At 54.9% G+C, this 10,072-nt stretch carries 6 protein-coding genes; 4 read left to right on the forward strand and 2 right to left on the reverse strand.

The window, feature by feature from the left end; genetic code table 11:
• Positions 1-427 precede the first annotated feature (427 nt).
• Both ACEWQZ_RS00265 and ACEWQZ_RS00270 read right to left on the reverse strand, forming a co-directional pair.
• On the reverse strand, positions 428-865 hold the full coding sequence (locus tag ACEWQZ_RS00265) for a hypothetical protein (protein ID WP_476481066.1): 438 nt from the start codon (positions 863-865) through the stop codon (positions 428-430).
• Between the two features lie 496 nt (positions 866-1,361).
• The gene (locus ACEWQZ_RS00270) at positions 1,362-2,324 is read right to left on the reverse strand and encodes a site-specific integrase (RefSeq protein ID WP_476481067.1); all 963 of its coding nucleotides are present in this window, start codon (positions 2,322-2,324) and stop codon (positions 1,362-1,364) included.
• A gap of 1,367 nt (positions 2,325-3,691) precedes the next feature.
• On the opposite strand from ACEWQZ_RS00270, the gene ACEWQZ_RS00275 reads away from it, so the two are divergent.
• The 4 genes from ACEWQZ_RS00275 to ACEWQZ_RS00290 all read left to right on the forward strand — a co-directional run.
• The gene (locus ACEWQZ_RS00275) at positions 3,692-4,072 is read left to right on the forward strand and encodes a hypothetical protein (protein WP_476481068.1); all 381 of its coding nucleotides are present in this window, start codon (positions 3,692-3,694) and stop codon (positions 4,070-4,072) included.
• 394 nt (positions 4,073-4,466) lie between these two features.
• The gene (locus ACEWQZ_RS00280; RefSeq protein WP_476481070.1) at positions 4,467-4,784 is read left to right on the forward strand and encodes a DUF4156 domain-containing protein; all 318 of its coding nucleotides are present in this window, start codon (positions 4,467-4,469) and stop codon (positions 4,782-4,784) included.
• Positions 4,785-4,909: 125 nt separating this feature from the next.
• Positions 4,910-5,563, forward strand: coding sequence for a hypothetical protein (locus tag ACEWQZ_RS00285; protein ID WP_476481069.1), 654 nt, complete (start codon positions 4,910-4,912; stop codon positions 5,561-5,563).
• 2,974 nt (positions 5,564-8,537) lie between these two features.
• Positions 8,538-10,072 (forward strand): IS3 family transposase gene (locus tag ACEWQZ_RS00290; protein ID WP_476481071.1). Its coding sequence is split into 2 segments (ribosomal slippage), with 1,536 coding nucleotides annotated over them: positions 8,538-9,009 and positions 9,009-10,072; the frame shifts between segments, so codons are not numbered across the junction. This gene is flagged as partial in the annotation.

Here is a 10,072-nt window from a genome sequence, read left to right on the forward strand (position 1 = left end):
ACGAGGCTTTGAAAAGGGGTAGTGTTTCACCCATGGCGTGTTCTCTTTCTGTCGTGGGATTAGTGCCTTAACACTCTGATTATACGACAGAAATTGACACGCCATACCTCTTTCTAGCCCGCATTGAAGAATAAGGGGGGATCACTCAGCGCCAAGCCCGCTGCTCGTGCCGCTGATGGTCGATCGAAGGTTCGGAATTGATGTGGCGGACAAGGCGGTTGCAGAGCAACTATCGAATGAGCTCTGGGCTAGAGATGGAGCAACCATGGTAGCTTTGCTCCGATAATGGACCCGGAACGCTGATCGATCAAATCGTGGCTCGAAGTCTGTAGCCGGTCGGGTACGTGATGACAGGAGCAAATGGCATTCGATCCGCCCAGAATGCGTCTGGGCGGGTCGATATTCCGCCCATTGTGACTCTAATGAATCAGCGCTGATTCAGCGAGATGATCTCTCTGATGGATTGAGCTGCCAGCCCCCATTTGCCACCCTCCACAGCGTTCGCGAGGCGAATGCCAAATGACTCGGCTTGTTCATCAACGGACTTGGGTACTGATCCAAGTAATTGATGGCCCTTCGCAGTTAGTACGACTGCTTGAAATGCGGGGCCGTCCCAAGTCGAAGGGTGTCTGGCTTGTTCTATAAAGCCCTCTCGCAAAAGGTACTGAATTGAGCTGCCTGCCGTTTCTGCAACTGTTTCGAAAGCTTCTTCCTCCTCATCGTCCTTATCGTGAACAGACGCTCCGATTGACTTCGGATCTAGGTCAGTTGGGTTCGGAAACTCCTGGTACAGGTCGGCTAGGACCTTGGAGACAACTCGGTTGAAAATTTCGGTTTTTCGTGGCAATTCAGGTGAATCTGACATTCTGTGACCTCTTTGTCCTTTGCCCTGATCATTATGGCTAGCAGCTAGAATCGCTGTTGTCGGAATTTCCCCAGAAAGTCTGTAGGAAATCTACCATTTACAGGTCGAGCTTCCAACAGAACTTACTTCACACTGCTAGCTTGGCCTCTAAGCGCCAATTTGGCGGGGCGTCCCCCAGGACCCTTTCCTGGCTTTCCGGTGCGGTAGCACCATGGCCCCCGAAGTCGCGGTTCCCAATCAGGCCATCGGCCGAGCGCCGACAGCACAACACGCACGGTGCGCCAGTGGTCATAGCGGGTGGCTGTCGCCAGTTCCCGGCACTCTTCGTGCAGATACCATCGGACATGCTTGAGCCGCCAGTGATATGGATGTGCGTAGCCAGCGCCCCAGCGGGCACCGATCGTTGCCGAGATTTGGGCGGCACGAGCAATATGGCCTTTGACCGCGGTAGAGGCGCCGGGCTGCGCCCGTCGGAGAATCTGCGTAATACACGCCTTCATGTGCGTCCTCCTACGTAGCTGACCAGGACGTCGTCACGCCCATGACCAAGTTCGGGACCGATCTGCCGTCTGGCCTCGAGATCCGACTGACTCGTCGCTTGTCGAGATCCAGTTACGACCGGGGCGGCGTATCCAGTGAGTCGCTCGTAGCGCTCACAGGCGTAGCCGGCGCGGCAGTCATGGTATCCAGCGATTGCGGCCTCCTTGAGAAGCTCTCGGCCTTGTCGCAGTTCCGAGTCGACGAAGCCCCGGAAGGTCTCGCCGGCTTCGAGGAGATTTCGGCTCCCATCCGGGCGAGCGGCCAGTGCCGCATCGAGCGCGATGCGCCCTTCGGCGGAGACCCGCACCCAGCGATCCGCGGTTCGGCCGCCCTTGGCGCCTTCCTGAATATTCACCGCACCGTAATCGCGTGATTCGCGATCCAAGCGGGAGAGATCCGCCAGCGCAGCCTCTCGCTCCCGCATTCCGAGTTCGCGGGCCAGCTCGACCACCGAAGCGGCCCGGTCGAGCCCAGCAGAGCGCATCGCCTCAGTTGCATGTTCAACTGCCGACCGATTGAGGCTTCCCGGCGCGTCTGCTCGCACGTTGGTTCTCGAACCGCAATACGCGGATGGACTGACCCGAATGCTGTCGTCCCCGGTCATTGCACGCAAGACAACCTGGGCGCTCGAGATCAGATTCTGGCCATAGGCAGCAGACAGCTTCTTAGCATCCGCCTGCTGGCCGACATGTGTAGCATAGCCCGTGAGCAATTGCTGAGGGTCATTCCGCGCGATGTCGCGAACACCTTGCTCCCTGGCCCAATTGGCAAATTGTCCAAATCGGCCGGCGTGAGTCGCGACAGTGGCGAAATGCCCGCCGCCATAGTATTCCTGCAGGGCCTGCCGCCCTGCATATGCCAGATCACGGCCATATCCGTGGTTTCGGCCTGATCCGGCAGCCGCATATTTTCCAGTCATTTGGAACCTCCAAGCACTGAGCAACTGTGTGGATTTCGGAAATTGCCACGTGGCAACTCCGGCCATGCAGCCTGGGCAAGGCACCTCTCTGTCCCGCCTGGACTAGGTAAGTGATAACTGGGCTTGCGGTGCCAGCGACCGGAGAGGTGCCATGATGCCGCCCATGGCTGCGTTGGCAGGCGTCTACTGGGGGCCTGCCAGCCCCGTTTCTCTTGTTGCACGGCATCTCCACGGCGGTGTGTCCGGAGTCCGGACCGGCGGGGGCCGCGTGCAGGGCGTTGGCCTAGCCGTGCCTGGATGCGTGCAATTCCCGCGAAAGGCGGGTTACCGCCTTGCGCGGTTTGGTTTGGGCAGCGAGTGGTGGCCACGGGGGTGATCGCAGATGTTTGCCGGGGTGCCAGCACCGGGGGCCTGCTCTTGAGGCCACATTCTGCTCTCACGCTTCTGTGAGCGCGGTCGGCTGCCCATCGGCATCGAGCCGATGGGCAGCCGCAGGGCCACGTGGCCCTGTGCCCAGCTTCGCTGGTGCTTGAGCCGCAATCTGCGGCTCAAGCAGTTTTCGCGCGCGGTTTTCGCGCGCGCCGAATGCCCGGAAACATCGAGATTCCGGGCATTCGCGGGCGACGCCGTCGCCCGTCTCTTTGCGCGACGTGCGCGCAAAAGAGACGGGCGCCTCGTGTGAAGACGTCGATTGGTTTCGTTGATGCGGGCCAGCACAGATCGGTAGCACCTCCGGTTCGGAGGGACCGTCAATGGCCCGTTGGTTTGGTAGGCGCTGGAGTCAGACGTCGTCTGAATTCCAGGCATTGCTTTTGGGCAGATGCCCATGGGTCAGCTGGCGAACCAGCCAATTTCTGATGAGGAGCTCTGGGATGGGGAGAGTTTGAGAAGGGTATCTTGCAGGAACGAACCCTCAAGATCCATTTCGTGCGGACGCACCTCTCCCGCAACACCCATCTGTTTTTTTCGGGACTTGCACCGCGAGGTCGTGTGGGCCGACGCCTGTTGCTGTTTTGGCGACCGCTTCCGCGATCCATGGCTTCTGCCGGGTGGCAGCGCCATTTCCGGGTACAGCTACCCTGTGCGCCTCAGGCCCGTCTTTTCGTGGTGGACCCTATCGCGTGGGCGAGATTTACGCAGCTCCCGCCTGGCTGATGACAACATTGCCAAGAAGCCCCCTCTCTGTCAAGTGGCAGCGCCCCGGTTGGAAAACAGCCAACTGGGTGGGGCTCCTGCTTGTGCCGCAAGCGCATGCCTGGACTCTCCCGATCCTTGGCTAAAAATCCACGAAAGCGACCCGTGAGCGCCAATGCATCCGATCGGGAGAATCCGCCCGCAGAACTGCTGCAGGGGGGAGGGAATCGAGAGTGACTGAAGTTGGAGCACGAGGCCTGCTGGGCCTTGCCTATCGACAATCGTGGCCGATGGTGGAGATCTATCCGCACCGAGAACCCAAGATGGAGTACATCACGGAACAAGCCATGGGCCTTGTCGATAGACTGCGAATCTCCGACCATCTCGCAAGCCATATCGTGCAGCAGGGCCAACTACACGCGGAGCCTCGTGTCCTTAGACGAGTCCTGAACAGCGACGGATCAACCGTGCACGCAGTGCTCAAGAACTGGATATTCGGCCTCATCGAGGTCCAGCCGGAAATGTTTCAGAATCTGGACGAAGCGGATCGATTTGTCGCGCGCGCCTTGACAGACCGGATGTTCGAGGCTTTTCCAGGGGCCTGCGAACTGTAAGTCTTCGAGCGTGGGTGTTAATAATTGCCTGCTCTTGGCCCGGTTTCTGACGTTCTTCCGCCATGGTTGCCCCGAAGGAAAGGTCCGTGGCATATTGCTCACTGGGCACGGAGGAAGCGGGTTGGCGCCATCTCCGGCGGTGTTACGGAATTATATGCACTATCCGCCCCATAGAAACACAGCAATCAATCTAGGAATGCCGCAATCTCAAAGCCTTGTGCTCAGGATGAAAAAGTTCACAAACTAAACAGCGGAATCGCCATTTCTGTCGCTAAACTCCGCTTCTCAATCCCAGTTTTTAGTTATGTAACCATGGCTGAACAAGCGATTTAAGAACCACACTTGAACTTGTAGAGGGAGGAAATCTCAGATGAAACAGATCCTAATTGCTTCGATGGTAGTCGCTCTCGCTGGGTGCGCTGCGAAGAGTCTCGATCCCGGAGCGGAGCGAGTGATGCTCAGCAATTCTGCTCCGTCTGATGACTGCGAGTTCATTGGCGAAGTTCATGGTGGCCAGGGGAACTGGTGGACCGATGACATTACCTCCACAAAGGCTCTTGTCGAGGGCTCTAGAAATGACATGAAGAACCAGGCTCATGCTATGGGCGCAAACTATGTCCACATCCAACAGACCGCACAAGATACGTCCTACGTGGGCGGCGGGAAGATTGGCATGGCTGGGAATGCATTTGACTGCCCGAACGGACGCTAGAACGCATAACAGGTTGCTCAGGTACGTTCTGGCCCTATCGGGCCTTCGTCGGCGGCTTTAGCACGCGCCGCTTAGCTAATCGTTAGCGCTTAAATCAACAGGCACCGATACGAGAGGAAGCAGTAGTGGGCCTAAACGAGATAGCTACGATTCTCAGCGGTTTCTCTACGGTTGTAATAGCTGTTCTTACCATATTTTTATGGCGTGAAAATCGGTTGCTGCGGAAGGCGGGCTCGGAGCCGAACTTAGTTGCGTACTTTGAGCCGCATCCAGATGGAACAGGTGGTTTGAATATTTCAATCGCCAATGTAGGTACAGGCCCCGCAAGAAATGTTTACTTTCAATTCCTCGGAGAGTCGGAGAATTTCGCCCGCTATAACTTAATCCTGGACTGCACTAAAAAGAGAGGCCCTTTAACTTTAATTCCGCAAGGAGAGAAAATTTCCATATTGTTTGCCATCGGATTTCAACTCTTCAAGCCAAAAAATTCAGACTCCAAAAAGCCCATGCCGCCTTTTAGTGTGCGCTTGGAGTGGACTAGCCTGAATGGATCGAATGCAAAATGTGAAGACTATCTATTGGATGTTAAGCCGTACGCTGATCTGCCGGGACTTATAAATAAGCCTTATTTATTGAAGATCGTGGATTCCATAGATAGTGTAGGAAAACGTGTAGGTAAACTCAATCAAGATGTGAGGAATTTATCAAATCTGATCGAGGCTAACTCTTTAGAGAACCCAGTAGTACAGAAAGTTAAGGGAAACAATGAATCTATCTAGAATACTTGGGTATGCCGCTCCTTTTTGCGTAATCGATATTCCACCAATATGCCTGACAAGTATAAACTGCGCTAACAAGCCAAGGCGCTCGGGCGCAGCAAATCTGCGCCAAAGTTTGAAACGTTAATTCATGGGGGTTTGTCTATGTTCTATTGAAACATGCAGGCGTACTGTGCAGACAATAGAAAGGCCTTATCCTGAGTAAATTTAGGCTATCGTAATTGCTACACATAGGTATCGTTTTCTAGCGGCATTAGAATTGCATAGGATATGACAAATAAACATTTAATTATTGAGTGTGCAGCAGAGTCCATTTTGGTGAGTGCTCTCATTCTTTGATCGAGGTCTACATGGAGAAAAAGAGATTAAGTTATCCTTGGCAACTCTTATTGTTTTATATTGGATTGTTCATTATTTGGATTGCAATTGCCCCCCGATCAACGGAGTTTAAACAAGGTCCCTTTTCCAATTTGCTCGGTGAGGTTTTTGGCCTTGCTCTATTAAGTCTTGCACTTCCATTTATTTACGCAATTCCAGTGCGAATAAAGAGCAAACGATGGCCCAGATGGATTGTTATGGCGGCAATTCCGATTTCTGGATTCATCCTCTATTTTAGTTATCACGGCGCTCTACTTCAAATGCGGTAGGGTGTTGAAATGGCACATTCAAGTTAGCCATGCCTTCAAACCCACGCCGAGTAATGCGGCGGTGGGTAAATCTAGGTAGGGAATGCGGCGGTGCGGATTAGGATTGATGTTGTTTATTCCTGAGTGATATTTATGGAGTATAGCTTTGAATTTGCGGAGAGACTCATCGAAGCGGCGGACTCATTCGTCACAAAGTCAACCCGTGGAGATGAGGCAGGAAGGGCAGTGTTGTATTTGAGTCTGTTGTCCTGTGAGATTGCGTTGAAGGCAGTGTTGGAGACGGCTGGCTTCACGCCAGCGGAATTGAGAGGCCGATCGCACAATTTGAACGAACTTCTAACCGATATCTGCCACTGTGAGATTCGCGAACCCAAGACGGGCAGGATTATTTCCGCGGCCAAGCTTCTGAGCATCTCGCCAGTCCCCGAAGCACAAGCAGCTACTATTGGCAGACTACTTGATGCTGAGCGAGAAGGTGCATCTAAGTATCCAAATAGCATCCGATATGGTGACTTGGTCAAGCATTACAGTCCGGGTCATATGCTAAACTGCGCGAAAGTTATATCTGCATGGGCAAAGGAGCATAAGAGCACAATCCAGAGACGGCCATGAATAGCAAGTCTTCCAAGTTTGCTCTGGCCTTATCACGCTTTCATCGAACGCGCTTACGCGCGCCGCTTAGCTAAAACGTCGGGAAATGTCTAAGAGGTATTTACTTGGTGTTTACCGCACAAAGCTGAATCAGATCCAGCTAGCGTATGTAACAATGATGTTGATGTCGTGGTCTGATACGCCCGACTATTTCGACACTATCCATAACCAAATGCCTAAATCCTGGAAAGACTTTCCGAATGCGGGGGCGTTCCTTCGCCAGCCGAACGAACTTAAGAATGCGGTCTATGAAACGTACGACTCCGCGCACCGTGACGCATTGAAAACTCTCTTCGAAGCAACGAAGCACTATTGCGCGATCTCTCGTCAGGTTGAGAAACTCCGAAGTCAGTCTTGGTACTCATTCTGGCGAATATTACGCAATTGCTGGTCTCATCAGATGACCTTCGATTTCAATAAGCAAGATCTTTCCCAGCTCCCGGTATCCTGGTCTGGCGTAGAAATTAAGCCTGAACATCAAGGGCAGCATGTAACTTATTCTCATTTGTCTAGAGAAAAGTTGAGAGATTTTCTCTATACAACATTTCGATTCGTTGATCGTGAGCTTTCCTAACGAGCCGCTCAACTACGTTCTTGAATCGCCCCGGGTTTTGAGGAGGCTCCATTCTCTCAGATACTGGAGCCTCCTCAAAACCCGGAGCGGTTCAGTTGGTATCATTCGGCTCAAAGTGGAGGATGAGCTTCTCCGCGAAGTCGAGATGGCTACCAAACGTGATTTTTAAAGCTTTACGCTGTCTGCGGAGAATGCGGCCCAAAAAGGAAGCGTCGGCGACGTTTAACGCACCGTAAAATCTTGCTGTCTCCAGCACACGCCTAGCGTCTTATTAGGCCTGGTAAAGTTTGATGTTTATCTTTAGGGTCTACGTAATTAATAAAACTGATCATGGCACCAAGCTAATTAGGAAGATTAATGTCCGCAGTTTGTAGAAAAACAACGCAAAGATGCAGCTTAGCACTATTTGTGCTTGGGTTGTTCACGTACGGATTTTATACATCGTCTGCTAACGCAGCTGTCATTGAGGTCGACATTTCTGATGAAGCGGAAACTGGGTGCAGTTTAAGAAGCGCCGTGATGTCGATTAACGATTCAAGTGCAGCTAACGGTTGTACCGCTACAGGAGATCCTTACGGGGTCAATGACACAATACATTTCTCGGCATCCGTTTCCGGCTCCGGCGTCGTAGTTCAAGGCAGTCCAATAGAAGTCCAAAAGAGCGTAACGATAGATGGTGAAGGCAGCGGCACTGCAATTTCCGGGGCCAACGAAACGCTTATTTTTCTCTGTAGTGATGCGAGTCTGTTCAACCTACGCGACGTTGCGCTTATAGAAGGACGAAATGCTGGAGACGGTGCTGCAATACGACTATCGTCTTGCCCTCTAGCTCTAGTCAATGTGACGTTAGAGAACAACGTATCAGGTGGTGATGGTGCAGCAATCTTTGCGCAGTTGTCCTCGATCGACATAGAAGAATCTAATTTTTCGCTCAACTCCGCCGGAGGCAAAGGCGCGGCGATCTATTCCCAGCCCGCGTATGGTGTTCGGGTCACTGAGTCAGTCATATCTGAAAATAGTTCCAGCGAAGGCGTGATATCCCCCTCTGTCAGGATAGTTGTCGCCTCCTCTAAAATGGTCTCTAAGAGGGGGCGGACAGGAGCTGACAGTGAAATATTCAGAAGAACGGAAACGGGCCGTGCTGGCCAAGCTTTGCCCACCCCACAACCGATCAGTCCGGGAAGTGGCCGCCGAAGAAGGTGTGTCGGAAGCCACCCTGTACAACTGGCGCAAGCAGGCTCGGGACCGTGGTGAGCTGTACCCCGACGCCGGGTCTGACGCCCAGGGCTGGAGCGCCCGGGACAAGTTCGCCGCCGTGATCGAGACCGCGCCGATGAATGAGTCCGAGCGCTCGGAGTACTGCCGCAAGCGCGGTCTGTATCCGGAGCAGCTGGCGGCCTGGCGCCGGGCCTGCGAACAGGCCAACGACTGGGCCGAGGAGCGCGGCGCCCAGCAGATCAAGGCCGACCGCGAGCAGCGACGCCGGACACGCGAACTCGAGCGCGAGCTGGCGCGCAAGGAAAAGGCCCTGGCCGAGACCGCTGCCTTGCTCACCTTGTCAAAAAAAGCCCGGGCGATCTGGGGGGACGGAGAGGACGAATGATCAGCACCCCGGATCGCCATAAAGCTGTTGAGCTGATCGACGAGGCCAGAACCGCTGGCGCTCGTCTCAGGCCCGCCTGCAGGGTGTTGGGCATCACGGCCCGCACATACCAGCGCTGGACGGCAGATGGCGCTGTGCGCGCCGACAGACGGCCGGAGGCGGCACGCCCGTTGCCATCTCACGCGCTCAAGCCCGAAGAGCGGCAAGAGATTGTAAGGATCTGCAACGAGCCCGAGCACGCTTCCATGCCGCCCGGCCAGATCGTGCCGAAGTTGGCTGACGAGGGCCGCTACCTGGCTTCGGAGTCGAGCTTCTACCGCGTGCTCAATGACGAGGACCAGCAGCACCATCGTGGACGTGCTCGCAACCCTGCAGCGGCCCGACCGCCAGCGACTCACCGCGCTGATGCGCCCAACACCGTGTGGTGTTGGGACATCACCTGGTTGCCGGGCGATATCCGCGGCCGCTTCTTCTTCCTGTACCTGATCATGGATCTGTTCAGCCGCAAGATCGTGGGCTGGGAGGTGCACGAGAACGAGAGTGCCGTGCACTCCAGCGATCTGGTCCAGCGCAGCGTCTGGAAGGAAGGCTGCATCGGAAATCCGCTGGTCCTTCACGGCGACAACGGCAGCCCGATCAAGGGCCAGACGGTGCAGGTCATGCTCGGCAAGCTCGGGATCACCGCCTCGTTCAGCCGACCGCGGGTCAGCGACGACAATGCCTTCGTCGAATCGCTGTTCAGAACCTGCAAATACGTGCCGCACTTCCCGAGGACCGGCTTCGCCTCGCTCAAGGCCGCGCGCGAGTGGGTCTGTGACTTCGTCGACTGGTACAACCACCAGCACAAGCATCGCGGCATCAACTACGTCACGCCGAACCAGCGTCACACCGGGCAGGACATCGAGATCCTGGCCAAGCGGCACGCCGTCTACCAGGCGGCACGAGACCAGCACCCACAGCGCTGGAGCGGAGATACTCGGAACTGGTCACCGGTCGGAACCGTCTGGCTGAACCCGGAGAAGGCAGAGCAGCCG

This window comes from Wenzhouxiangella sp. YN1 (assembly GCF_056324145.1).

Bases quoted from the DNA above. Each gene is read 5' to 3' on its own strand.
- ACEWQZ_RS00270 (WP_476481067.1), bottom strand. From the start codon at position 2,324: ATGACTGGAAAATATGCGGCTGCCGGATCAGGCCGAAACCACGGATAT.
- ACEWQZ_RS00265 (WP_476481066.1), bottom strand. From the start codon at position 865: ATGTCAGATTCACCTGAATTGCCACGAAAAACCGAAATTTTCAACCGA.
- ACEWQZ_RS00280 (WP_476481070.1), top strand. From the start codon at position 4,467: ATGGTAGTCGCTCTCGCTGGGTGCGCTGCGAAGAGTCTCGATCCCGGA.